General features: G+C 61.2%; 16 protein-coding genes and 1 pseudogene. 7 read left to right on the top strand and 10 right to left on the bottom strand.

The window, feature by feature from the left end; translation table 11 throughout:
* Window positions 1-3: 3 nt before the first annotated feature.
* Window positions 4-471, bottom strand: a complete 468-nt coding sequence (locus FIV39_RS27660) for a hypothetical protein (protein ID WP_090405080.1) — start codon at window positions 469-471, stop codon at window positions 4-6.
* Window positions 464-1,387, bottom strand: coding sequence for an NAD synthetase (locus FIV39_RS27655; protein ID WP_090405077.1), 924 nt, complete (start codon window positions 1,385-1,387; stop codon window positions 464-466). The genes FIV39_RS27660 and FIV39_RS27655 overlap by 8 nt, the downstream gene beginning before the upstream one ends.
* Before the next feature lie 252 nt (window positions 1,388-1,639).
* Between FIV39_RS27655 and FIV39_RS27650 the strand changes: the two genes are divergently transcribed.
* The gene (locus tag FIV39_RS27650) at window positions 1,640-3,736 is read left to right on the top strand and encodes a putative bifunctional diguanylate cyclase/phosphodiesterase (protein WP_090405074.1); all 2,097 of its coding nucleotides are present in this window, start codon (window positions 1,640-1,642) and stop codon (window positions 3,734-3,736) included.
* A 60-nt stretch (window positions 3,737-3,796) separates the two neighbouring features.
* A complete protein-coding gene (locus FIV39_RS27645; RefSeq protein ID WP_090405071.1) occupies window positions 3,797-4,543 on the top strand; it encodes an SDR family oxidoreductase in 747 nt (248 codons plus the stop codon).
* Between the two features lie 12 nt (window positions 4,544-4,555).
* Here the strand turns inward: FIV39_RS27645 and FIV39_RS27640 are convergent, their stop codons facing one another.
* The 4 genes and pseudogenes from FIV39_RS27640 to FIV39_RS27625 all read right to left on the bottom strand — a co-directional run bounded on the left by FIV39_RS27640 (window position 4,556) and on the right by FIV39_RS27625 (window position 8,377).
* Entirely contained in the window at window positions 4,556-4,921 is a 366-nt protein-coding gene (locus tag FIV39_RS27640; protein ID WP_167361118.1) for a hypothetical protein, read from the bottom strand.
* Window positions 4,922-5,115: 194 nt separating this feature from the next.
* Window positions 5,116-6,525 (bottom strand): GntR family transcriptional regulator MpaR, encoded by a 1,410-nt coding sequence (gene mapR / locus FIV39_RS27635; protein WP_090405066.1) that lies wholly within the window; start codon window positions 6,523-6,525, stop codon window positions 5,116-5,118.
* Between the two features lie 20 nt (window positions 6,526-6,545).
* Window positions 6,546-7,953: pseudogene (gene ccoG, locus FIV39_RS27630) on the bottom strand (cytochrome c oxidase accessory protein CcoG).
* A gap of 184 nt (window positions 7,954-8,137) precedes the next feature.
* The gene (locus tag FIV39_RS27625; RefSeq protein WP_090405060.1) at window positions 8,138-8,377 is read right to left on the bottom strand and encodes a DUF3203 family protein; all 240 of its coding nucleotides are present in this window, start codon (window positions 8,375-8,377) and stop codon (window positions 8,138-8,140) included.
* Window positions 8,378-8,497: 120 nt separating this feature from the next.
* Between FIV39_RS27625 and FIV39_RS27620 the strand changes: the two genes are divergently transcribed.
* On the top strand, window positions 8,498-8,989 hold the full coding sequence (locus tag FIV39_RS27620; RefSeq protein WP_090405057.1) for an MgtC/SapB family protein: 492 nt from the start codon (window positions 8,498-8,500) through the stop codon (window positions 8,987-8,989).
* Here the strand turns inward: FIV39_RS27620 and FIV39_RS33150 are convergent.
* Complete coding sequence (locus FIV39_RS33150; RefSeq protein ID WP_167361117.1) at window positions 8,967-9,143, bottom strand: hypothetical protein; 177 nt, start codon at window positions 9,141-9,143, stop codon at window positions 8,967-8,969. The two genes, FIV39_RS27620 and FIV39_RS33150, sit on opposite strands and share 23 nt — an antisense overlap.
* A gap of 205 nt (window positions 9,144-9,348) precedes the next feature.
* Here FIV39_RS33150 and FIV39_RS27615 point away from each other — a divergent pair, with 205 nt between their 5' ends.
* From FIV39_RS27615 to FIV39_RS27600, 4 genes are all read left to right on the top strand, one after another.
* A complete protein-coding gene (locus tag FIV39_RS27615) occupies window positions 9,349-11,337 on the top strand; it encodes an alpha-1,4-glucan--maltose-1-phosphate maltosyltransferase (protein WP_090405052.1) in 1,989 nt (662 codons plus the stop codon).
* A gap of 153 nt (window positions 11,338-11,490) precedes the next feature.
* On the top strand, window positions 11,491-14,838 hold the full coding sequence (gene treS, locus FIV39_RS27610) for a maltose alpha-D-glucosyltransferase (protein ID WP_090405048.1): 3,348 nt from the start codon (window positions 11,491-11,493) through the stop codon (window positions 14,836-14,838).
* Window positions 14,835-17,072, top strand: coding sequence for a 1,4-alpha-glucan branching protein GlgB (glgB, locus tag FIV39_RS27605; RefSeq protein ID WP_090405044.1), 2,238 nt, complete (start codon window positions 14,835-14,837; stop codon window positions 17,070-17,072). The genes treS and glgB overlap by 4 nt, the downstream gene beginning before the upstream one ends.
* 51 nt (window positions 17,073-17,123) lie before the next feature.
* Window positions 17,124-18,293, top strand: a complete 1,170-nt coding sequence (locus tag FIV39_RS27600; protein WP_090405042.1) for a GGDEF domain-containing protein — start codon at window positions 17,124-17,126, stop codon at window positions 18,291-18,293.
* Between the two features lie 8 nt (window positions 18,294-18,301).
* Here the strand turns inward: FIV39_RS27600 and FIV39_RS27595 are convergent, their stop codons facing one another.
* The 3 genes from FIV39_RS27595 to FIV39_RS27585 all read right to left on the bottom strand — a co-directional run bounded on the left by FIV39_RS27595 (window position 18,302) and on the right by FIV39_RS27585 (window position 22,801).
* Window positions 18,302-20,488, bottom strand: a complete 2,187-nt coding sequence (locus FIV39_RS27595; protein WP_090405038.1) for a GAF domain-containing hybrid sensor histidine kinase/response regulator — start codon at window positions 20,486-20,488, stop codon at window positions 18,302-18,304.
* A 171-nt stretch (window positions 20,489-20,659) separates the two neighbouring features.
* Window positions 20,660-21,511: a CAP domain-containing protein gene (locus FIV39_RS27590; RefSeq protein ID WP_090405035.1), complete on the bottom strand. Its 852-nt coding sequence runs from the start codon at window positions 21,509-21,511 to the stop codon at window positions 20,660-20,662.
* Between the two features lie 81 nt (window positions 21,512-21,592).
* Window positions 21,593-22,801 (bottom strand): MFS transporter, encoded by a 1,209-nt coding sequence (locus tag FIV39_RS27585; protein WP_090405032.1) that lies wholly within the window; start codon window positions 22,799-22,801, stop codon window positions 21,593-21,595.
* Between the last annotated feature and the right edge of the window lie 85 nt (window positions 22,802-22,886).

Below are 22,886 nucleotides of genomic sequence, written 5' to 3'. Positions count from 1 at the left end.
ACGTCAAATGGGGGCCTTGACCTGGCTGAGGGCCCTGAGCTTGCGCCGACGCTTGACCCGCAACATGCCGGTGTAGCGGCGGTGGTTTTTTGAGTTGAGGACCAGGACATAGATCAAGGCCGAGATGAGCGTGGATAGGTTGAGCAGTGTAGGTGGGTGACTGGCGAGATAACCGGTCGCCAATAGAATATTCACGATTGCCACGAGCATGAGTACTCGGGGCGCATAACGAAACCCTTGGCATAGCATTATTTGCCCAACGTTAAAAACTAGGCAAAGCGTCATGCCGGTCGCAAAAGCATATTCATTGGGCAAGTGATGGATTTCTGCGTAGTACGCCAGGCTAAGTGACATGTTGGCGGCGATATTGTTGAGACTAAGCAATAGAGCACCGCCGAACGACGGCAAGAATCGATAGGCGTAACGGCGCCATATTCGATACTCGCGCAGACGCTCGGTGTAATCAGTCATGGCTGTCGAACTCCTCATACAGGGCAATAATCATGTGGCTGATATTCCCTGACAGCGCGCTGCCAGTAACCGAGAGGGTCGCTCCGATTTGATCTTTGATTTGAGTGAGGATGTCCTGGCGTAATTGTAGATTGCTATACCGTTTGGGTAACTCCCCGGCCAGCTGTTTCAGCCGGACGATTTCGAATGGATGGCGGGGATTTTTAAGCCGCAGGATTTCGTCCGTTAACGTTGCCCGTTCCTGACGGCTCATGGACCGCAGGATGTCCGTCATGTGGCGCCCCGTCGAACGCCGTATGGCCAACACTGATTTGACCGCAGCGAAGCTGCTGGAGCCTGCTCCCACAAGTGAGATGCCGTCTAAGGCAAGCGTCGTTGCCTGATACCACCTTAACGTGTCGTAGTGATCATTCAGGGCGGGATTGATTAGCTCGTTTCGGGTCCTCCATAAACTGTTCAAACACTGTGCCCCACTGGCCGCTGTCCCGACAAAAGCGATGTAGGTCAATACGAGGCTCGCACCTAGGGTAAATGGCGCTGCCGCAATACCCGTTTTCGCCACGATGTAGCTAATCACAGCTCCGCCGCAGGAAATTGCCATCCCCGATGCCTCCTTCCATAGCTGTGATTCACGCGGGGAATTTGCCGCCAGTTCTGCATATTCGTCGGCAGTCTTAATAGGCCCGGCCGCCTCGCGCAAAATCACCCGTTTGGGCTTGATACTGCACAGCGGCACAAACTCTCGTAACACTGTTACCTGATAGTCGCTGCCGATATGCACCACTCCAGCACCAACGATGCCGGGGTCGGCGTCGATGGTTCGATAGAGTTCGGGCAGGTCCAACAGACTCATGAGTCGTTGACGGGTGGTGGAGTGTGCATCCGGCACACCGCTACGCAGGAAATCGCTTGGCATCCTTTCACCGGTGAGTCGATAGAGGTGAAAGAGCCTGGGGAATAGTTCCCGGTTTTTATGTCAGGCCGTTCGCTATGTTTTGTAGGATCATGCCTGCCAGTTATCTGATGCTTTTGAGTCGGTGAATTGACGTCAAATTGTCACTAATGGCCCTCTGGCAATTAATCAACTGTCCAAGAATTATTCTCGCTACAATCGCCCGCTTTGCCAATTGGCACGGGCGTTTCGGGTCCGTTGCCCACGAGAAGTCCCATGCTTATCGGTAGCTATTCCCCCTCGCTGGTCGCGATCTCGCTGTTTGTCGCGATCCTCGCTTCCTACACCGCCCTGGACCTCACCGGCCGCATCGCGACCGCCAAGGGGCGCGCTGTGTATTTATGGATAGCCGGCGGGGCCATGGCGATGGGGGTAGGCGTCTGGTCAATGCACTTTATCGGCATGCTGGCGTTGCGCCTGCCGTTTGCCTTGGGCTTTGATATCGGTATCACCGCGCTCTCGTTGTTGATCGCGGTACTCTCCAGCGGCTTCGCGTTATGGCTGGTCAGCCAACGCCGTTTACCAGCCTGGCAACTGGCGTTTGGCGCGCTGGTCATGGGCAGCGGTATTGCCAGCATGCACTACACCGGCATGGCCGCGATGCGCATGACACCGGGCATCGACTATGAACCCACGCTATTTGGCCTGTCGTTGCTGATCGCGGTGGTGGCGTCCGGAGTCGCGCTGTTGATTGCGTTCAACCTGCGCCGCAACACGCCTTACGTACGCCTGGCCCGTGGTGGTGCGGCGGTGGTGATGGGCTTTGCAATCGTCGGCATGCATTACACCGGCATGGCGGCCGCACGCTTTGCCGATGAAAGCTACTGCGCCGCCGTGCTGGACGGCTTGAGCGGCAAGGGCCTGGATAACCTGGTACTGGTCACGACACTGGCGGTCCTGGCGATTGCATTGCTCACTTCGTTGCTTGACGCTCGCCTGGAAGCGCGCACCGCTGTGCTCGCCGACTCGCTGACCCTGGCCAACCAGGAACTGACCCACCTGGCCCTGCACGACATGCTCACCGGGCTGCCCAACCGCACGTTGCTGGCGGATCGCATTCAACAGGCCATCGAGGCGGTAAAAGAGCAGGGTGGTTGCTTTGCCCTGATGTTCATCGACCTGGACGGCTTCAAGCCGGTCAACGATGCCTTTGGCCATCACCTGGGCGACCAGTTATTGCGTGAAGTCGGCCTGCGCCTGCGCGAGGACTTGCGCAGTCACGACACCCTGGCGCGTATTGGTGGTGATGAGTTTGTATTGCTGGTGCAGTTGACGCAGCCCGATGATGCACTCGGCCTTGCCGAGCGCCAGGTGGTGCTGATCAACCGTGCGTTCCAGGTGGCCGAGCATGAGCTGAAGATTTCCGCCAGCGTCGGCATCGCGATGTTCCCGGGCAACGGGAGCGACCCCCAGGAACTGTTGATGAACGCCGACGCCGCCATGTACCACGCCAAGGGCATGGGCAAGAACGGCTACAGCTTCTTTGATGTGTCGATGAACACCAATGCGCGCAAGCAATTGCAGTTGTTGCAGGACCTGCGCAATGCCCTTGAGCAGGAGCAATTTCGTCTCTATTACCAGCCCAAGTTTGATGCGCTCACTGGCATCCCGGTAGGGGCCGAAGCGTTGGTGCGCTGGGAGCATCCGCAACAAGGCTTGTTGTTGCCGGCGACCTTTATCGAACTGGCGGAAAAAACCGGCTTGATCATTCCCATCGGTGAATGGGTGCTCAATGAAGCCTGTCGCCAAATGAGCGTGTGGTACGCCCAGGGTTATGAACACTGGCGCATCGCGGTGAATTTGTCGGCGTTGCAGTTCTGCCACGCCGGGCTGGTCAACAGCGTGGCCGGCGCACTTGCGCGGCACCGGTTGCCGGCCAACAGCCTGACCCTGGAGATTACCGAGACCACCGCGATGAGCGATGCGGATGCGAGCATGACGGTATTGCAGCAGCTGTCGGACATGGGGGTAGACCTGTCCATCGACGATTTCGGCACCGGCTATTCCAGCCTGATGTACCTCAAGCGCCTGCCGGCCAACGAGTTGAAGATCGACCGCGGTTTTGTGCGCGACCTGGAGCACGACAGCGACGACGCCGCCATCGTCTCGGCCATCGTGGCCCTCGGCCAGGCCCTGGGGCTGCGGATTGTCGCCGAAGGGGTAGAGACGGATGTGCAGCAGACCTTCCTCACGCGACTGGGCTGTAACGCCCTGCAGGGTTACCTGCTTGGCCACCCGCTGCCGGCTGACGGTTTCATGGCGGATATTCAACGTGTCGAAGACGCACTGATGCCTGACAAAAGCCGTGCGTGACGGTTAGTATTGGATCCAACTGTAAGCATCAGCATCACGTTGGATCAGGAGACCGCACGCATGGACAAAGTCGTAATCATCACCGGGGGCAGCCGTGGCATCGGCGCCGAGACGGCATTGCTGGCTGCCCGAGAGGGCTATCGCATCTGCATCAACTACCACTCCGATGAAAAAGCCGCCCACAGCGTGCTGGAACAGGTTCGCGCCCTCGGCGCCCAGGCGATTGCGGTGCGCGCTGATGTAAGCAGCGAAGATGAAGTGATCGCGCTGTTCCATCACGTCGACGCCGAACTGGGCCGCGTCACCGCATTGGTGAACAACGCCGGCACGGTGGCGCACAAGTCGCGGGTGGATGAGATGTCCGAGTTCCGCATCCTGAATATCCTCAAGACCAACGTGCTCGGCCCGATCCTGTGTGCCAAGCACGCGGTGCTGCGCATGTCGCCCAAGCATGGCGGGCAGGGCGGCAGTATCGTCAACGTGTCGTCGGTCGCATCGCGCCTGGGCTCGCCGGGTGAGTACGTCGACTATGCGGCGTCCAAGGGCGCGCTCGACACCTTCACCCTCGGCTTGTCCAAAGAAGTGGCGGGCGAGGGCATCCGCGTCAACGCGGTGCGCCCCGGCTACATCTTCACCGACTTCCATGCCCTGAGCGGCGACCCGGACCGGGTCAGCAAGCTGGAGTCCGGGATTCCCATGGCGCGTGGCGGTCGGCCGGATGAAGTGGCGGAAGCGATTATCTGGTTGTTGTCGGATAAGGCGTCGTATGCCACCGGCACGTTTTTGGATTTGGGCGGGGGCCGTTGAGGTCGCGTACCCTCAGGTCTGCAAATAATGCAGCGCGGAATATCCCTCGTAGGAGAACCTGTCGAGCAGGCTGGCTTCTGAATTGTCCTGGATTCTGTAGCCGTAATTGGAGAAACCATCGACTTTCCCATTGAGCCTGTCGCTGCCTTTCAAGGTGCTATCGTCCACGTTATCGATAAACCGCAGTACCTGGTCCAGATCATAAGCCGCGTCGGCCCTGGCCTCTGGGTCGGGGTTGGCTTCGGTCCAGTCACCGATTTGCTTTTTAAGGTTATCGCCGACCTGGTAGTGATCGTAGCCCTCCAGGAAATGACGCATCACCGCGCTTCCCTCGATGATCCTTTCTGCCGATCGATGATCGCCCGCGGGACGGCCCATGGGGCCCTGCCTCTCGCGTACGTCTTGGCGCTCATCCCTGCACATATAGTGGGATGGCACGAGGAGAGGGATTAGGTGGACAGGTGCATCGGCAGGAAGCGGGCAGGTCTTCATGGAAACTTCTCACAGTGTGTGTTGAGTCTTCTCTGTGGCTGCCCGTCTCAATACGTTCCCGCCTTCAATTCAAGATAACGTTAGAACGACCGCACAATCCGTCCCAACGTCTCCATCGCCTTCTCCGAGGCCTCGGTCCATGGGCTGCCGTAGTTCAGGCGAATACAGTTTCTGAAACGCCGAGTCGCCGAAAAGATCGGCCCCGGCGCAATGCTGATGCCTTGCGCCAGTGCCATCTGGAACAACTTCAACGAATCGGTTTGCTCGGGTAATTCCAGCCACAGGAAATACCCGCCGGCCGGCTGGCTGACCCGTGTCTGTGCCGGGAAGTAGCGGGCGATGGCGGCCAGCATGGCGCTTTGCTGTTCCTCCAGGGCATACCGCAGTTTGCGTAAATGCCGGTCATAGCCGCCGTGTTGCAGGTAGTCGGCAATCGCCGCCTGGGCCGGCATCGAGGGGCACAGCGAGGTCATCAGCTTCAAACGCTCGACTTTCTGCGCATAGCGCCCGGCCGCCACCCAGCCGACGCGATAGCCGGGGGCCAGGCTCTTGGCGAAGGACCCGCAGTGCATCACCAGGCCTTCGGTGTCGAAGGCCTTGGCCGGCTTGGGGGCCTGCTGCCCGTAGTACAACTCTGCGTACACATCGTCCTCGATCAACGGCACCTGATGGCTGCGCAGCAGTTCCACCAGCGCCTGTTTTTTCGCTTCCGGCAGCGTCGCGCCCATGGGATTCTGGAAGCTGGTCATGGTCCAGCAGGCCTTGATCGGGTAGCGCTCCAGGGTTTGCGCCAGGGCGTTGAGGTCGATGCCGTCGCGCGGGTGCACCGGGATTTCCACCGCCTTGAGCTTCAGGCGTTCCAGCACTTGCAGGCAGGCGTAAAACGCCGGGGCCTCGATGGCCACCAGGTCGCCCGGTTCGGTGACGGCTTGCAGGCACAGGTTCAACGCTTCCAGGGCGCCGTTGGTGATCAGCAACTCCTCCATGGGCAGCATCAGGCCGCCGACCATATAGCGCAGGGCAATCTGCCGGCGCAGTTGCGGGTTGCCCGGCGACATGTCGGTGACCACCATGCGCGGGTCCATCTCGCGGCTGGCACTGGCCAGGGAACGGGCCAGGCGTGGCAGCGGGAACAGCATGGGGCTGGGGAAGGCCGAGCCGAAAGGTACGGTGTTGGGGTCTTTGATCGAATCGAGCACCGAGAACACCAATTCGCTGACATCGACTTCGGTGGACTCATGCACTTGCTCGCTCACCACCGGCTCGGAAAACGGGCTGGGCGCATGGGCGTTGACGAAGTAGCCGGAACGCGGCCGTGCACGGATCAACCCGCGCCGCTCCAACAGGTAGTAGGCCTGGAACACTGTGGACGGGCTGACGCCATACGTCTGGCTGGCATAGCGCACCGAGGGGACCCGCTGGCCGGGGCCCAGGACGCCGGAGCGGATCAGTTCGGCGATGTCGTCGGCGAATTTTTCGTAGCGTTTCATGTTGGCCTTAAACAAGTGTTTTAGATGAGCGGCGCCACGAATCGGCTATCGGCAACGCTGTAAATGCTCGGTGCATCCACATCCGTCACCTTGAACCGTATGGTCTGCGAACTGCTCGCCGGTTTATCCGCCAGCAACGCCACCGACACCGGCATGTCGACGATTTCCCCCGGCGCCAGGCTGATCTCGGTCTTGCCCTGCAGTTGAAAACCCTCGGCATCCAGCAGCTCCACCCGGTAATCCTGGCGTTGCTGGGTCTTGTTGATGACCTTGAGGCTGTAGATGTTTTCGATCAGGCCCTGGGCGTTCTCGCGGAACATGCCGCGGTCCTTGGTCACATCCAGCGACACCAGCGGCCGCTCCACCAGTGCCACCACCAACGCGGCAATCATCACCAGCAGCACGGCACTGTAGCCGATCAGGCGTGGCCTGAGCAGGTGAGCCTTGCCGCCTTGCAATTGATGCTCGGAGGTATAGCTCACCAGGCCACGGGCATAGCCCATCTTGTCCATGATCGAATCACAGGCGTCGATGCACGCCGCACAGCCGATGCACTCCATTTGCAGGCCGTCGCGGATGTCGATGCCGGTGGGGCAGACCTGCACGCACAGCTGGCAGTCAATACAGTCGCCCAGGCCGACATCGGCCGGCTTGACCTCGCGTTTGCGCGGGCCACGGTTTTCGCCGCGCGCTGTATCGTAGGAAATGGTCAGGGTGTCTTTATCGAACATCACACTCTGGAACCGCGCATACGGGCACATGTGCATGCACACCGCTTCACGCAGCCAACCGGCGTTGATGTAGGTGGCGCCGGTAAAAAACAGCACCCAGAACAGGCTCACGCCGCCCATCTGCCAGGTCAGCAGTTCGGCGGCCAATGGACGAATCGGCGTGAAGTAGCCGACGAACGTCAGCCCTGTCAGCACACTGATGCCCAGCCACAAGGTGTGTTTGGCCGAGCGCCGCGCGAGTTTGTCCAGGCTCCAGGGGGGCCGCTTGCAGCTTGATACGTTGGTTGCGCTCGCCCTCGGTGATCTTTTCGCACCACATGAACAGCCAGGTAAACGAACTTTGCGGGCAAGTGTATCCGCACCACACACGGCCGGCGAACACCGTGATCGCAAACAGGCCGAAGGCGCAGATGATCAGCAGCGCCGACAACAGGATGAAATCCTGGGGCCAGAAAGTCGCGCCAAAAATATGGAATTTGCTTTCGGCCAAGTCCCACAGCACGGCTTGCCGTCCGCCCCAGTTCAGCCACACGGTGCCGAAAAATGCCAGGAACAGAAAGCCCGCACCGGCCACGCGCAAGGTGCGGAACAGGCCGGTGAAACTGCGGGTATGGATCAGGTTGTCGCTGGATTTGGCCTTCACCTTCTTTGGGTGTATAGGCTCAAAGGTTTCCACGGTTGGGATTCGTTCGCTCATGGTCGTTCGCTCATCAGCCTCCATCAGGCCGATGAACTATGCGCGTGGGTCTGTTTGCATAACAGGCTCAGGTATGGCGATAAAAAGCGGATCAGATGAAGGTTGTCGATCTGCCTGCGTCAATGTGCTGCACCCCATGGCGTGTGGGGTACAGGCAGATCCGGCGGGTGCTGATACAGATCAATTAAATCAGCGAACCAGGTTCGTCGGCCTTTACATGTTGGCGCCCATCATGGGCACCCGCCACCGTCAGGGCGTCGGCCTCGGCTTCGGTGATATAGATTCGCTCGGCCGCCAGTTCCACGTAAGACATGGATTTATCGGTGTCGGTCACGATATTGACCCGGGTCGCCGGCACACTCTGTTCCTGGCCGTTCTCATCGAGCATGAAGTAGCACAACTGGTTTTCGATACGTATGGTCATGTCGATCTCCTTTTCATGGGCTATGTAGGGTTAGGGTTCAGCGATGTAGGCGGGTTCAAGGCAACTGACTGGCGGTCGCGGCTGTCCATCCTTTATCAACAAAGACAAAGGACAGTGTTCATGGACGCTTGGTGGCATGAAGTGTGGCAAACCCTGCAGGCCGAATTCGCCGATATCGGCGACGCCAGGCAGCTCACTCAGATGACTGTGCGCCTGGTGATTGCCGCGATCCTGGGCGGCATTCTCGGGTTCGAACGCGAGAGCAAGGGTAAGGCCGCCGGGGTGCGCACCCACATGCTGGTGGCCTTGGGAGCGGCGCTGTTTGTGATGGTGCCGCAGATGTCCGGCAATCAGGCGGATGCCATGAGCCGTGTGGTGCAGGGGGTGATTGCCGGGATCGGGTTCCTGGGGGCCGGCACCATCATCAAGGGCAAGGATGATGAAGAAGGGCATGTCAAAGGCCTGACCACGGCGGCCGGTTTGTGGATGACCGCTGCGATTGGGGTCTCGGCCGGGTTGGGTCGGGAATCGACAGCGGTGCTGAGTACCTTGCTTGCGTTGGCGGTGTTCAGTGTGATGCCAAAAATCGTCAAGCGGTTCGAGAAGGACTGACGATCACCGGTGGCATGGTCGTCGGCGGTTCTTCCACCGGCGGCGGCTCATTTTCAGGCGGTTCCTTTTCGGGAATCGGTGTCGGCTCAGTGGGTGGCAGCGTTGGTGTGTCGATATTCGGGTCCGGGGCTTCAGCCGGGATCGGGATATTCATCGGTGTGGCCTCCTTTGTGCTTTGCTCTACCGGTGGACATCCGCCGATGCGAATTGATTCCCCGCCCAATGGCGGCATATCCACCTGAACTTTTAACCTCGGCGCAAGCTCGGACCTATAGCGGCCCTGCTCAGGGGAGAGCGCTGCCGTATCAGAATTTGGATCAAGCAAAGAGCGTCCACAGGGCGTAAGGGGAAGATGCTCGATGACTGCTGAAACACTGGCTACAGAAGATTCCATATTGCCGCTGTCCCAGGCGCTGTTGCTGCCCAGGATCGCAATCGAAAGCACCTCACCCGTGATCGACGGCGGCGAATTTGCCGTCAAGGCCGTGGTTGGCCAGCGGGTCAATGTCACCAGTAAGGTATTCGCCGACGGCCACGACAAGCTCGCCGTCCTGATCCGCTGGCGCTCGATGCATGAAGAAAGCTGGCACAGCGTGATCATGAATGACGTGGGCAACAATGGCTGGGAAGGCGCGTTTACCGTCACCGTGCAAGGCCCTCACGAATACTGCATCGAAGCCTGGATCGATACCTTCGCCAGCTTCTGCTACGAATTGCGCAAAAAGCATGAGGCCGGTGTGCCGGTCAGCCTGGAGTTGCAGGAAGGCCGCAGCCTGGTGCTGCAGGCCGCCGAACGCAGTGACAACGAATTGCGCGACCGCCTGATGTTGCTGCACCACGAGCTCTCCGGCCTGCTGGAAACCGAGCAGGTCGCGCTGTTTCTGCACGAAGACAGTGCACACTTGATGACCCAGGCCGACCACCGCGCCTACTTGAGCATCAGCACCGTCTATCCGCTGGATGTGGAGCGCGAAGCGGCGCAGTTTGCCAGCTGGTACGAGCTGTTTCCCCGCTCGATTACCGATGATCCTGCACGCCACGGTACGTTCAACGATGTGCACTCACGCCTGTCGATGATCCATGACATGGGTTTCGACGTGCTGTACTTCCCGCCGATCCACCCGATCGGGCGCAGCCACCGCAAGGGCAAGAATAATTCCCTCACCGCCGGCCCCGATGATCCGGGCAGCCCGTATGCCATCGGCAGCGAGGAGGGCGGTCACGAGGCGATCCACCCGCAGTTGGGCAGCCGCGATGAATTCCGGCGCCTGGTCAAGGCCGCCGCCGAGCATGGCCTGGAGATCGCGCTGGATTTCGCCATCCAGTGCTCCCAGGACCATCCATGGCTCAAACAACATCCGGGCTGGTTCAACTGGCGCCCGGACGGCACGATCAAATACGCCGAGAACCCACCGAAGAAGTACCAGGACATTGTCAACGTCGACTTCTATGCGGCGGAGGCGATCCCGGGCCTGTGGACCGAGCTGCGCGACATCGTGGTGGGCTGGGTGGAAGAGGGCGTGAAGACCTTTCGCGTCGACAACCCCCATACCAAGCCGCTGCCGTTCTGGCAGTGGCTGATCGCCGATGTGCGGGCAAGGCATCCCGAGGTGATCTTCCTCGCCGAGGCGTTCACCACCCCGGCGATGATGGCGCGCCTGGGCAAGGTCGGTTACTCCCAGAGCTATACCTATTTCACCTGGCGCAACACCAAGGCCGAGTTGGGTGAATACCTGGCGCAATTGAACGAGTCGCCGTGGCGCGAATGCTACCGGCCGAACTTCTTCGTCAATACGCCGGACATCAACCCAGGCTTCCTGCACGAGTCCGGGCGCCCAGGCTTCCTGATCCGCGCCGCGTTGGCCACCATGGGCTCTGGCCTGTGGGGCATGTATTCGGGTTTTGAACTTTGCGAAGCGGCGCCGGTGCCCGGCAAAGAGGAATACCTGGACTCGGAGAAATACGAGATCCGCCCTCGGGATTTCACCGCGCCCGGCAACATCATCGCCGAGATCGCCCAACTCAACCGGATCCGCCGTCAAAACCCGGCGTTGCAGACGCACCTGGGCCTGAAGCTCTACAACGCCTGGAACGACAACATCCTGTACTTCGGCAAACGCAGCGAGGATGGCAGCAACTTCATCCTGGTGGCGGTCAACCTCGACCCATTCAATGCCCAGGAAGCCCACTTCGAGTTGCCATTGTGGGAGCTGGGCCTGCCGGACGATGCGCAAACCCAGGGCGAAGACCTGATGAACGGCCACCGCTGGACTTGGTACGGCAAGACCCAGTGGACGCGGCTGGAGCCGCAGATGCCGTTCGGGATCTGGCGCATCACTGTTTCCTAAGTCTTGCGCAGATCAACTGTGGGAGGGGGCTTGCCCCCGATAGCGATGTTTCAGCCATCGAGTATCCAACTGAACGACCGCTATCGGGGGCAAGCCCCCTCCCACATTGACCGAGTTCAGTTTGCAAGAATTTGAGTATTTCAGGAGTTTCCAATGGCGAAGAAACCCAAGGCTGCCACCTTCATCAAAGACCCGCTCTGGTACAAGGACGCGGTGATCTACCAGGTTCATGTCAAATCCTATTTCGACTCCAATAACGACGGTATCGGTGACTTTCCCGGCCTGATCGCCAAGCTCGATTACATCGCCGACCTGGGCGTCAACACCATCTGGCTGCTGCCGTTCTACCCCTCGCCACGCCGTGATGACGGCTATGACATCGCCGAATACCGTGGCGTGCACAGCGACTACGGAACCATGGCCGATGCCAGGCGCTTTATCGCCGAAGCCCACAAGCGCGGGCTGCGCGTGATCACCGAGCTGGTGATCAACCATACCTCCGACCAGCACCCCTGGTTCCAGCGCGCGCGCAAGGCCAAGCCGGGTTCGGCGGCGCGGGACTTTTACGTGTGGTCCGATGACGACCAGAAATACGACGGCACGCGGATTATTTTCCTCGACACCGAAAAGTCCAACTGGACCTGGGACCCGGTCGCCGGCCAGTACTTCTGGCACCGTTTCTATTCCCACCAGCCGGACCTCAACTTCGACAATCCGCAGGTGATGAAAGCCGTGCTGTCGGTAATGCGCTACTGGCTGGACATGGGCATCGACGGCCTGCGCCTGGACGCCATCCCGTACCTGATCGAACGCGATGGCACCAACAATGAAAACCTGCCGGAAACCCACGACGTTCTCAAACAGATTCGCGCCGAGATCGATGCCCATTACCCCGACCGCATGCTGTTGGCCGAAGCCAACCAGTGGCCGGAAGACACCCAGCTGTATTTCGGTGACCGCAAGGGCGATGACGGCGACGAATGCCACATGGCGTTCCACTTCCCGCTGATGCCGCGCATGTACATGGCGCTGGCCCAGGAAGATCGCTTCCCCATCACCGATATTCTGCGCCAGACCCCGGAAATTCCCGCCAACTGCCAGTGGGCGATCTTCCTGCGCAACCACGATGAGCTGACGCTGGAAATGGTCACCGACAAAGAGCGCGACTACCTGTGGAACTACTACGCGGCTGACCGCCGCGCGCGCATCAACCTCGGCATTCGTCGGCGCCTGGCGCCGCTGATGGAGCGTGACCGCCGCCGTGTCGAGCTGCTCAACAGCCTGCTGCTGTCGATGCCCGGCACGCCGACCCTGTATTACGGCGATGAAATCGGCATGGGCGACAACATCTACCTCGGCGACCGTGATGGGGTGCGCACGCCGATGCAATGGTCCATCGACCGCAACGGCGGTTTCTCGCGTGCCGACCCGGCCAGCCTGGTGCTGCCACCGATCATGGACCCGCAATACGGCTACCTGTCGGTCAACGTCGAAACCCAGGCCCAGGACCCGCACTCGCTGCTGAACTGGACGCGCCGCATGCTGGCTGTGCGCAAGCAGTCCAAGGCGTTTGGGCGTGGCAGCCTGAAGATGCTCTCGCCGAGCAACCGCCGCATCCTGGCGTATACCCGTGAGTTCACCGGCGAAGACGGGCGCACCGAAATCATCCTGTGCGTGGCCAACGTCTCGCGCAGTGCCCAGGCTGCCGAACTGGACCTGTCGGCCTTTGCCGGCATGGTCCCGGTCGAGATGCTCGGCGGTAATGCGTTCCCGCCCATCGGCCAGCTGAATTTCCTGCTGACCCTGGCGCCGTATGGCTTCTATTGGTTCGTGCTGGCGGCGGAAAACCAGATGCCCAGCTGGCATGTGGAACCGGCGCAAAGCATGCCGGACTTCACCACCCTGGTCCTGAAAAAACGCATGGAAGAGCTGCTCGACGAGCCGTGCCGCACCACCCTTCAACACACCTCGCTGCCGGCGTGGCTGCCGAAGCGCCGCTGGTTCGCCGGTAAGGACACGGCGATCGACAGCGTGCACATCGCCTATGGCGTGCGGTTTGGCGACGCCGAGCATCCGGTGCTGCTCAGCGAAATTGACGTGAGCAGCGGCGGCCAGGTCAGTCGCTATCAGCTGCCGTTCGGCTTCCTCGGCGAAGACCAGTTCACCAGCGCCTTGCCACAGCAGTTGGCCCTGGCCCGCGTCCGGCGGGTGCGTCAGGTGGGGTTGGTGACGGATGCCTTCAGCCTGGAGCACTTTGTCCGCGCGGTGATCCAAGGCTTGCAGGCCGGCACGGTATTGAATACCAGCGAAGGCGATCTGCGCTTTGAGGCCACGCCTCACCTGGCCAAGCTGCAACTGACCGACGAGTCCCAGGTGCGCTATTTGTCGGCCGAGCAGTCCAACAGCTCGGTGGTGGTCGGCGAGAGCCTGGTGCTCAAGCTGATCCGCAAAGTCAGTGCAGGGGTGCACCCGGAACTGGAGATGAGCGCCTACCTGACGGCCGCGGGTTACCCGAATATCTCGCCGCTGATGGGCTCGATGATTCGCCATGATGGGGCAGGCCAGGACAACCTGTTGATGATTGCCCAAGGCTATTTGAGCAACCAGGGCGATGCATGGGCCTGGACCCAGAACAACCTGGAGCGCGCCATTCGCGACGAGCTGGCCGAAGCCATCTCTGAACAGGAACAGCATTACAACGCACTGGGCGAGCTGGCGGACTTCGCCGGGCTGCTCGGCCGGCGCCTGGGTGAGATGCACGGGGTGCTGGGGGCCAAAACCACCCACAACGACTTCAAGCCCGAGCTCACCACCGCCAAGGACACCCAAGCCTGGGCCAAGGACGTCGGGGCGCAGATTCAGCGCGCCCTGCAATTGCTCAAGCTGCATCAAAGCCAATTGAACCCTGCCGATCAGGCGCTGGTCAGTGAATTGCTGGCCCAGGAAAAAGCCATCGCCACTTATGTACAAAGTCTGGCGAAGGCCACGCTGGGCGGCCTGCGCATTCGGGTCCACGGTGACTTGCACCTGGGCCAGGTGCTGGTGGTGAAGGGCGATGCCTACTTGATCGACTTTGAAGGCGAACCGGCGCGGCCGTTGCATGAACGACGCGGCAAGCACAGCCCGTATAAAGATGTGAGTGGCGTGCTGCGTTCCTTTGATTACGCGGCGGCCATGGCCTTGAACGTACAAGGAGTGGATCACTCGCCCGAAGCGGACCAGGCGCGCAGACGCGTGACGGATCGCTACCTGAAAGAGGCCCGCCAGGCATTTATCCAGGCTTATCAGGCCGCTGCGTCTACACTGGCGCATGACTGGCAGGATGCCAAGGGCCAGGACGCCGCGCTGACGTTGTTCAGCCTGGAGAAGGCCGCGTATGAAGTGGCGTATGAAGCGGAAAACCGTCCGACCTGGTTGCCGGTGCCTCTACAGGGCTTGCACGGGTTGTTGAGCGGGATTAAACCTAAATCGAACACTGCACGCGGTGGGGAGACGTCATGAGCTTTACGAATAAAGAACCGCTGCAACCGAAGTTGACAGCCATGCCGGCGTCCAAGGACGTCGAAGCGCTGGTGCGCGCCGAGCACCACGACCCGTTTTCCATTCTCGGGCCACACGATGACGAGCAGGGCGGGCAATTTATCCGCGCGTTCCTACCGGAAGCCTTGAGCGTCCAGGTGCTGAGCCGCGATGGCGGCGAACAGATCGGCAGCCTGGATGCGACCCAAGTGCCGGGTCTGTTCGTCGGGCAGTTCAACACCCGCCAGGCGTACGAGCTGAAAATCCAGTGGGCCGGCGGTGAGCAGATCACCGAAGACCCTTACAGCTTCCAGCAATTGTTGCTGGGTGAGATGGACCTGTATCTGTTTGCCGAAGGCAATCACCGCGACCTCAGCAGTTGCCTGGGGGCCCAGGTGACCAGTGTCGATGGCGTAGACGGCGTGCGTTTTGCCGTTTGGGCGCCGAATGCGCGGCGGGTCTCTGTTGTGGGGGACTTCAATATCTGGGACGGCCGCCGCCACCCGATGCGCCTGCGGCATCCGTCGGGCGTGTGGGAAATCTTCATTCCGCGCCTGCAACCTGGCGCCGCCTACAAGTACGAAATTCTCGGCGCCAATGGCATTCTGCCTCTCAAGGCCGACCCCATGGCACTGGCGACCCAGCTGCCACCCGACACCGCCTCGAAAGTCGCCGCGCCGTTGCAGGTGGACTGGCAGGACCATGAGTGGATGCAATCGCGGGTCGAGCGGCAGAAGACCACGGCGCCTTTGTCGATCTACGAGCTGCATGTGGGCTCCTGGCAGTGCGAGCTGGACGAGGCGGGCGAAGTGGCGCGCCAATACAACTGGCGCGAGCTGGCGCAGCGGTTGGTGCCGTATGTGCAGCAACTGGGCTTCACCCACGTTGAACTGATGCCGATCATGGAACACCCGTTCGGCGGTTCGTGGGGTTACCAGGCGCTGTCGCAATTCGCCCCGACTGCGCGCTTTGGCTCGCCGGAGGATTTCGCCTATTTCATCAACGCGCTCCATCAGGCCAACATCGGCGTGATCCTCGACTGGGTGCCGGCGCATTTCCCCACCGATACCCACGGCCTGGCGCAATTCGACGGCACTGCGTTGTACGAATATGCCAACCCGCTGGAAGGCTTCCACCAGGATTGGGACACGCTGATCTACAACCTGGGCCGCACTGAGGTCCATGGCTTCATGCTGGCCTCGGCGCTGCATTGGCTCAAACACTTCCACATTGACGGCCTGCGCGTGGATGCCGTGGCGTCGATGCTGTACCGCGACTACTCGCGCAAGGCCGGCGAATGGGTGCCGAACCGCCATGGCGGTCGCGAGAACCTGGAAGCCATCGACTTCCTGCGCCACTTGAATGACGTGGTGGCGCTGGAAGCCCCCGGCGCGCTGGTGATCGCCGAAGAGTCCACCGCCTGGCCCGGCGTCAGCCAGCCCACCCAACAGGGCGGCCTGGGCTTCAACTACAAATGGAACATGGGCTGGATGCACGATTCGCTGCATTACATCCAGCAAGACCCGGTCTACCGCGCCCATCACCATAACGAGCTGAGCTTCGGCCTCGTGTATGCGTGGTCCGAGCGTTTCATCCTGCCGATTTCCCACGATGAAGTGGTGCACGGCAAGCACTCGCTGATCGACAAGATGCCCGGCGACCGCTGGCAGAAATTCGCCAACCTGCGCGCCTACCTGGCGTTCATGTGGATGCATCCGGGTAAGAAACTGCTGTTCATGGGTTGTGAATTCGGCCAGTGGCGCGAGTGGAATCACGACCAGCAGTTGGACTGGTACTTGCTGCAGTACGCCGAGCACAAAGGCGTGCAAAAGCTGGTCGGCGACTTGAACCGCCTGTACCGCGAGGAGCCGGCCCTGCACGAGCAGGACGATGCGCCCCAGGGCTTCCAATGGCTGATTGGCGATGACGCGATCAACAGCGTCTACGCCTGGCTACGCTGGAGCAAGGATGGCAAGCCGGTGCTGGTGGTGGCCAACTTTACCCCGGTGCCCCGTGAGGCCTACAAAGTTGGCGTACCGTTCGGCGGGCGTTGGAGCGAGGTGATCAACAGCGACGCAGACACCTACGCGGGTTCCAATTACGGCAATGGCGGTGGCGTGTTCACCGAGGATGAGCCACGCCACGGGCAACCGGTGTCGCTGTCGTTGAATCTGCCGCCGCTGGGGGTGCTGATTTTGCGGCCCGAAGCGGGTTAAAGGCTCTACCCTGCTGGATTCAGTTGTCCACGCTAGTGGCAGGGTGCCACAATGGCGCCTTTGTCATGGCAGTCGAATCAGGCGAACTTCATGAATGGCCTTGAGCGTGAGCAGGACCAGGATTGCTTTATAGAGGCGCAGGTGCGAACCGACCGTTTGCACCAGTTGTTTCGCCAGTCATTTACGGCCATTTTCGGCAGCTACATGGCGGCGGCCATGCTCTGCTGGCTGTGCTGGGAGCGCTTCGACCACACGTTCATGCTGGTGTGGCTGCTGCTGCTGGGCGCGTCGTCGCTGCTGCGGGTCAAGATGTTCCTGGACTGGTTCCGCTGCCCCAACAGCGAACGTACGCCGGACCGCTGGGAGCGCCGTTACTGGATCACGCTGGTGCTGTCCGCGACCATTTGGGGCGCAGGGGCATTCGCGCTGATGCCCACGGATGATCGGTTATCCCAGGCGCTGGTCATGCTGTTCACCGTGGGGATGTCGGTCAGCGCCGTGTCGTGTTATTCGGCCTATCGCTACATGACCCTGGTGTCCATCGGCCTGGTGCTGCTGCCGTGCACCCTGTGGCTGCTGTTCCAGCCGACATCCATGCAGGTGGGCATCGCTATCGCGGTCCTGGTGTTTTCCACGTTTGTGGTCAGTGCCACGCGCAAGTTGTCCGATGCTTTGGAAAAAGCCTTTCGCCTTACCCGGCAAATGGAACGTGCCCACAACATCTCGACCCGTGCCGCACAGACCGATGAGCTGACCGGCCTGATGAACCGCCGGGCGTTTTTCGAACATGCCCAATTGCTGTACGCGCAATGCCGTCACAACCAGCAGCCGCTGTGTGCGCTGATGATGGACATGGACCACTTCAAGCAAATCAATGACACCTACGGGCATCAGGCTGGCGATCAGGTATTGCGCCAGATTGGCGGGGTGATCAGTGCGTCGTTCCGCAAGGCCGATGTCTATGGTCGCTTGGGCGGCGAAGAGTTTGCCGTGTTGTTGCCCAATACCTCGTTGGAAACCGCTCGGGATATTGCCGAGGGTCTGATCAAGACTATATCCGACTTGGCCGCCGAGCCGGTCAAGGGGCTTTCAGCCAGCCTTGGGCTGGCGTTTACCCAGGCCGTGGATGAGGACTTGCACGGCCTGATGAACAGCGCGGACAAAGCGCTCTACCGGGCCAAGGCGCTGGGCCGCAACCAGGTGGCCGTGGCGCAGGAGTAGGGCGCTGCTCAATCCTTGAGCATGGCCTTGATCAATACCCGCGAAACCTGCTCGGCAGAGTAAGGCTTGGGCAGGAACTCGAAACCCTCATAGCCGCTGTCTGCCAGCTCTTCGCTGTAGCCCGAGGTCAACACCACGGGCAGGTCCGGCCGGCGCTGGCGCAGCAGCTTGGCCATGGCGACACCGGTGATGCCGGGCATGACCACGTCCGAGAAAATCACATCGAAGGCCATCCCATCATTGCCCACGAGGATCAGGGCTTGTTCGGCATCGGTCGCCCAGGTGGCCTGGTAACCCAGGTCTTGAAGAATCTGGCTGGCAAACCGCCCGACTTCCAGGTTGTCCTCCACGATCAGCACTCGGCACTGCGTGGTGTCGTGGGACGATGCCGGCGTTTCCTGAGGGCTGTGTTGCAGCAATGCCTCGGCTTCGACCTGGGGCAGATACAAGGTGAACACGCTGCCTTCACCGGGCGTGCTGGCCACATCGATATTGCCCCCGGACTGCTTCACAAACCCGAAGACTTGCGACAGGCCCAGGCCGGTGCCTTTACCCACCGCCTTGGTCGTAAAGAACGGTTCGAAAATGCGTTCGACGGTCTCGGCGGGAATACCGGGGCCGGTATCGGCGAGCGCAATGGCGATATACGCTTTGTGTGACCCGGCGTCGCCGCGGATGTGCGGTAACGGCTGCTCGCCGGTGACCCGCAGGGTCAGGGTGCCCTGGCCCTCCATCGCGTCCCGTGCATTGAGGGCGATGTTGATCAGTGCGGTCTCGAACTGGCTGGCATCGATACGCGCGAAACAGGCTCGCTGCGGCATCTCGACATGCACACGAATACGCGCACCGGTCACGCTCTCGAGCATCTCGCCGATGTTCTGCACCCGCTGGCCCACGTCGAAGACTTCCGGGTTAAGCGGCTGGCGACGAGCAAAGGCGAGCAACTGGCTGGTCAGCTTGCTGGCCCGCTCTACCGTATCTGCCACGGCGCCCATGTAGCGCTGGCGGCGGTCTTCCGACAGGCCTGGCTGACGCAAAAAGTCCACTGACGAGCGAATGATCGTCAGCAGGTTGTTGAAGTCATGGGCCACGCCACCGGTCAATTGGCCGATGGCCTCGAGTTTCTGCGACTGGCGCAGTGCGGCTTCGGCCTGGGCCAGCGCCAGGGTGCGCTCTTCGACGCGTTGTTCCAGGGTGGTGTTCAGCTCGGCATACGCCGCCATGCCTTCACGTACGTCGGCATCGGCGCGCACGCGTTCGATATGGGCCCAGGAACGCTCGGTGACTTCCCGCAGCAAGGCCAGGTCGTACGGTGACCAGGGGCGCGCGGTTTTGTCGTGGACGGCCATCAGGGCGGTCAGGCGCCCGTTCTTGATCAGCGGCATGCAGATCGTGGCGGTCACCCCCAGGGCCTGGAAGCTGGCGGACTCTTCGGGCGGCAGTTCGCGCAGATTGTCCTGGATCACCAGCGGCTCGCCGGCCCGCAGGCATTTGACGGCCTTCTCGCCGAACGCCGCCAGGCTGTAGCGGCCAATGATGCTGGGTGAACCGGGGGCGGTCCAATTGTCGCGAATGGTAAAGCCGTCTTCATCGGCGTCCATGTCGGCGTAGGCGCAATTGCTCACCTGCAGGTGTTCGGCCAGCAGTTGGGTGGTGCTGGTCATGATGGCTTCGGCATCGGCGGCGTTGACCACTGCGTTGCCGATGGTGTCCAGTACCGCCAGGCGTCGGGCGAGGAACACCGTCGCGGTGGTTTCAGTGACGGTGTCGAGCATACCGACCACCTTGCCTTTGGGGTCGCGAATCGGGCTGTAGCAGAAGGTGAAGTACGCCTGTTCCCGCGCCTGGCCGCGTTCAATCACCAGGGGGAAGTTTTCGATATAGGTGGCGTGCCCTTGGAACGCCGCGTCGGCGATGGGGCTGACCTCGTCCCACACCTCGCTCCATATCTCGCTGAAGGGACGTCCGAGGGGATAGGGCTTATTGCCCAGGATCGGAATAAACGCGTCGTTGTAGAGGGTGATCAACTGCGGCCCCCAGACAATAGCCTGGGGAAAGCTTGAGGCAAAGCACAGCGCGACCGTGGTCTTCAAAACGTCCGGCCACTGCTCCAGCGGGCCGAGAGGTGTATCGGCCCAGTGATGCTGGCGCACCCGCTCGGCCATTTCGCTGCTGCTTTGCAGCCAATTCATCATTGAGGGAGCACCTTGTTTTCCAGAGTCACAGCGGGCATTCCAGTGTGTGGCGCAGAGCTACAGACCCGGTTGAACGCTGCCAGTTCAGCGTAATTATCGGTTAGATGGCAATTTGATGCTTCATTTGTTTGAGCCGGTAGAATTCAGTGCAATTGGGCGGTGGCCCTATCCCTATTGCGTGCCGAATAAACCGGTCCAGTAAATGCCCGCATCGCTCTTCGGGTCCATGGCATAAGCTGCGCCCAATTCGCGAAATTGCGGGTTCATCAGGTTGGCGCAATGACCTGGACTGGCGAGCCAGCCGTCGACCACCTTGCGTGGGGTGTCCAGGCCGGCGGCGATGTTTTCGCCGATGTTCTTCGCGATATACCCGGCCAGTTCGGCGCGGTCGCCAGGCGTGCGGCCGTCGTGGTCCAGATGGTCGAAGAAATTGCCGTTGGCCATGTTGCGTGTGTGGCTGTTGGCGGCCCCGGCCAGCTCCTCGTTCCACGACAATGGCGTGGTCGCGGTAAACGCCTGCGTGCCGCATTGGCGCGGTTGTGTGCGGGCGGCATTGATCAGGTCCAGCAGTTTCCTGCCTTCGGTTTGCCAATCGCCCAGGCCGCTGGACAGCAACGGGCGGGCCAGCACGATGCGCCAGTCCTGGCCGTTGTTGCTCACGCCGATGTCGACGAATTGCGGGTCCAGCACCACCCGACAGAAACTCTCGCGCACGGCTTTCATGGCCGCCTGGGCGTCCTTGGGACCGGACAGGCTGATGGCCTGCACGTTGACCATCGGGTATGCCGCCCGGGCCAGCGCCTGCTGCAGATCGCCGACGTTATTGGCTGGCAGCACCAGCCGGGTGTCGCTGGACAACGGTGGCAGTTCCTGGGAACCCTGGTCGCCGCAGCGCTGCAGCTGGCTGCGGTACTCATTGATCTGCTGCACCAACTGACTTTCTTCATTCGCCATCGCGCTGGCGCAGAACACCGTACTGGCGGCCAGCGTCGTAAGACCCATCATCAATGACAGAACGCGCATGGACGTTACCCTTGAGCTTGAAAGTGCCCATGATGCGCGATGTAACCCCGTCTGGCGCAACGCCTTTTTTGTTTTTTTGCCTCAACGGGTATTCTGCGGGGTATTCACGGCGCGGATGCGGCCCGTTGCCATCGCGGTGGCCAGCAGAATCAAGCCCACGGCGACGGCGAACGTCGCATGCAGGCCGCTGGCCACGGATTGCGCGGTGGCGTGGGTGCCATCCGGGGTTACCCAGGCGAACACAGCCCCGAGGGCCGAGGTACCGAAGATCAGCCCGATAGTCCGTGACAGGTTGAGCAAGCCTGCGACCGAGCCTCGGCGCGCACTGTCTACATCGCACATCACCGCAGTGTTGTTGGCGGCCTGGAACAGGCTATAGCCCGCCGTCAGAATCACCAGCCCCCCAAGGTAGGCGATCAATCCCGAGGCCAACGACAATAACAAGGCGCCGCAAAGCAGGATGCCCAACCCGGCGAACGTCATGGGGCGCCAGCCCTGGTGGTCGGTGAGGCGACCCGCCGGTACACCGCTGAGCGCCGCGACACAAGGCCCGACGGCCATGGCCAGGCCCATCCATTGCGGGTCAAGCCCCAGCCCCTGGGACAGGTAGAACGGGCCGACCACAAAGGTCGCCATGATCACCGCCGCCACCAAGGCACTCATCGCCAGACCCGTGCGCAATGGTGCTTCCTTCAAGGGCAACCAGAAGCTGGAAGGTAACCCCACGTGGCGCCGACCAACCGGCAAATAGCGCCACGCGAGGCCGGCGGTGAGTAACCCCAGGGGCATGCCCACCAGAAACAGTGCGCGCCAGCCCCACACACTGAGCAAGAAACCTCCCGCGCTGGGCCCCATGGCGGTGCCGACGGCTGACATCGTGCCCAGCAGGCCCATCACCCGGCCAGTGCGCTCCTTGGGCACCGTGTCGCCGACCGTCCCCAGCGCCATTGCCATCATGCTCGCCGCGCCCAAGCCCTGCAGGAGGCGTGCGGCAATCAGCCAGCCCAGCGAGGGCGCGCCCGCACACAACCCACTGCCCAGCGCAAACAACAGCAGCCCGCCGAGCAACAGCCGGCGACGGCCCAGGCGATCACCCATTCGGCCAGCCATGACAAGCACTGCCGTGATCGCCATCAGGTAAGCGAGCACCACCCACTGCACTGCATGAAACGACGCATCGAACGCCTGTACCAGGCTGGGCAGGCCGACATTGGCGATGCTGGTGCCGAGGGAGGCGAGCAACATGGACAGGGACAGGCTGGCAAGGCCGCCGCGTGAAGAGGTGTGCATGGATAATTCCTTGGGTGAAGGCAACTGTCACAAATCTACGACGTCGCCTAACATGGCGGAAGACGCAGGGTTTGCAGTTAATACC

Source organism: Pseudomonas grimontii (assembly GCF_007858185.1).
Taxonomy (GTDB): Bacteria; Pseudomonadota; Gammaproteobacteria; order Pseudomonadales; family Pseudomonadaceae; genus Aquipseudomonas; species Aquipseudomonas grimontii.
This window is presented reverse-complemented; position numbering and strand designations above follow the sequence as displayed.

What these genes read in the sequence shown, in the direction of transcription:
- FIV39_RS27590 (WP_090405035.1), bottom strand. Translation starts at nt 21,511, where the DNA reads ATGCGCGTTCTGTCATTGATGATGGGTCTTACGACGCTGGCCGCCAGT.
- FIV39_RS27645 (WP_090405071.1), top strand. Translation starts at nt 3,797, where the DNA reads ATGGACAAAGTCGTAATCATCACCGGGGGCAGCCGTGGCATCGGCGCC.
- FIV39_RS27600 (WP_090405042.1), top strand. Translation starts at nt 17,124, where the DNA reads ATGGCGCCTTTGTCATGGCAGTCGAATCAGGCGAACTTCATGAATGGC.
- FIV39_RS27620 (WP_090405057.1), top strand. Translation starts at nt 8,498, where the DNA reads ATGGACGCTTGGTGGCATGAAGTGTGGCAAACCCTGCAGGCCGAATTC.
- glgB (WP_090405044.1), top strand. Translation starts at nt 14,835, where the DNA reads ATGAGCTTTACGAATAAAGAACCGCTGCAACCGAAGTTGACAGCCATG.
- FIV39_RS27585 (WP_090405032.1), bottom strand. Translation starts at nt 22,801, where the DNA reads ATGCACACCTCTTCACGCGGCGGCCTTGCCAGCCTGTCCCTGTCCATG.
- FIV39_RS27615 (WP_090405052.1), top strand. Translation starts at nt 9,349, where the DNA reads ATGACTGCTGAAACACTGGCTACAGAAGATTCCATATTGCCGCTGTCC.
- FIV39_RS33150 (WP_167361117.1), bottom strand. Translation starts at nt 9,143, where the DNA reads ATGAATATCCCGATCCCGGCTGAAGCCCCGGACCCGAATATCGACACA.
- mapR (WP_090405066.1), bottom strand. Translation starts at nt 6,525, where the DNA reads ATGAAACGCTACGAAAAATTCGCCGACGACATCGCCGAACTGATCCGC.
- FIV39_RS27655 (WP_090405077.1), bottom strand. Translation starts at nt 1,387, where the DNA reads ATGCCAAGCGATTTCCTGCGTAGCGGTGTGCCGGATGCACACTCCACC.
- FIV39_RS27660 (WP_090405080.1), bottom strand. Translation starts at nt 471, where the DNA reads ATGACTGATTACACCGAGCGTCTGCGCGAGTATCGAATATGGCGCCGT.
- FIV39_RS27650 (WP_090405074.1), top strand. Translation starts at nt 1,640, where the DNA reads ATGCTTATCGGTAGCTATTCCCCCTCGCTGGTCGCGATCTCGCTGTTT.
- FIV39_RS27640 (WP_167361118.1), bottom strand. Translation starts at nt 4,921, where the DNA reads ATGGGCCGTCCCGCGGGCGATCATCGATCGGCAGAAAGGATCATCGAG.
- treS (WP_090405048.1), top strand. Translation starts at nt 11,491, where the DNA reads ATGGCGAAGAAACCCAAGGCTGCCACCTTCATCAAAGACCCGCTCTGG.
- FIV39_RS27595 (WP_090405038.1), bottom strand. Translation starts at nt 20,488, where the DNA reads ATGATGAATTGGCTGCAAAGCAGCAGCGAAATGGCCGAGCGGGTGCGC.
- FIV39_RS27625 (WP_090405060.1), bottom strand. Translation starts at nt 8,377, where the DNA reads ATGACCATACGTATCGAAAACCAGTTGTGCTACTTCATGCTCGATGAG.